1 protein-coding gene is annotated in these 1,475 nt (G+C 36.5%); it reads right to left on the reverse strand.

Annotated features, from left to right (window positions below):
* The coding region (locus tag BJR36_RS19950; RefSeq protein ID WP_091237179.1) for an IS4 family transposase at positions 1–1,341 on the reverse strand (1,341 nt) is incomplete at its 3' end.
* Positions 1,342–1,475 lie beyond the last annotated feature (134 nt).

The following is a 1,475-nucleotide window of genomic DNA, read 5'->3' on the forward strand; positions in this document are numbered from 1 at the left end:
TGGTATTGCATTCATAAATGCATCCACCAATTCATCGATTTTTTCATCTGGTAACTCAACATTATCAGTCAGCATAGTTCTGAACATTTGAAGCATCAGTTGAAAAGCCTGTATCCATGTGATATCAGACATTTCGTCAGAAAAGTATAAAAAGAGTTCGCCAAGAGACCGTTCATCATTTGATTCACGGCTTTCCAGTGATAACATCATATATCGAGTGAAAACAACTGCTGTATGAGCAGTCATTGCATCATAAGACATAGATCGACATTCCTTGCTCAGGTTGAGATAGCTTTTACAGACTTTGAAAAAAACTTCAATATCCCAGCGTTTTCCATAGACACGGATGATTTCATCTTCATCAAGATCTATATCTGTTGAGATGAGACAAAGGTATTCTTTTCGCTTGTTTCGATTGCGAACATATACTACTTTGGCTGGTATGATTTCTTCGTTTTTCACAACATCAACCATGACACTGAGTAGATATTTGGAACGTCCGCGTCTTTTCTTATTTTTACTGTAGATTGAGATGAGGGACATATCCTCACCGTTATAGCGAAAAAACATTTTTGGTGTTTTCTTTACCATTCCAATCACATCATATCCGATTTCTTTTACGGAATGGATGGAGCTTGGAGAAGAAAACCAGCTGTCAAAAAGAACATAGTTTGCTGGAATATCAGCTTTCTTAGCATGCTTCAGAAGCTCCAGCATTGCATGAGTTCCTTTTTCTAATGAGAGACTACGGCGTTTATAACCAACAGTTCTTTTGTCCAAGGATTTTGCTTCATTAATTCTGTTTTTCTTGTTCTCGGTAGAGAGAAGAATGCTGTTAACTGGAAGAAAAGTACTTCCATCTGACCAGCCCAAGGTCAGCATACGAAAACCAAACTTATAGCAGTGCTTCGCATGATCATAAACTTTAGCAAGAAGCTCCACCTTTTTAGAACGATTACGTTCGAACATGGAATCATCAATGATTAGGACATTCGCACGATCTTTAGAATTAAGCGGAACAATCGCATCTTTGATAATTCTGCTTGAAAGAATCGTAGTGAAATGAATCCAGTTAATCTGAACCATCTTCATAAAGCGATAAACGGTATCCTTTGCAAAATTAGGTGTGTTTCTGCCTGTAAGGAGATTCATATACATGCTTCTGTTAGAAAAAATGAGAAGAAAGAGGTACTGAAAAATCTCCGATGCAGGGGTTCCCTTCTTTTTGTATGCATTAGCAGCTTTTAATGCTGATGAAAGATGAAATCGGGTAAAAAAATTTCTGATAGATTTAGAAATCTGGTTATCATTCTTGTTGTCTTGTGTTATAATTTTATTCATAGCATGAGCCTCCGGTTTTAATTGTTTTTAGACAACTCAATTATACCAAACCAGATGGTTTCATGCTATTTTTATGCCAGTTATTATTGAATTTTCAAGGTGCATAAGCACTTATTCATGTGCGAAGTTTGAGT

It is taken from the genome of Anaerobium acetethylicum (assembly GCF_900096945.1).
Classification (GTDB): Bacteria; Bacillota; Clostridia; order Lachnospirales; family Lachnospiraceae; genus Anaerobium; species Anaerobium acetethylicum.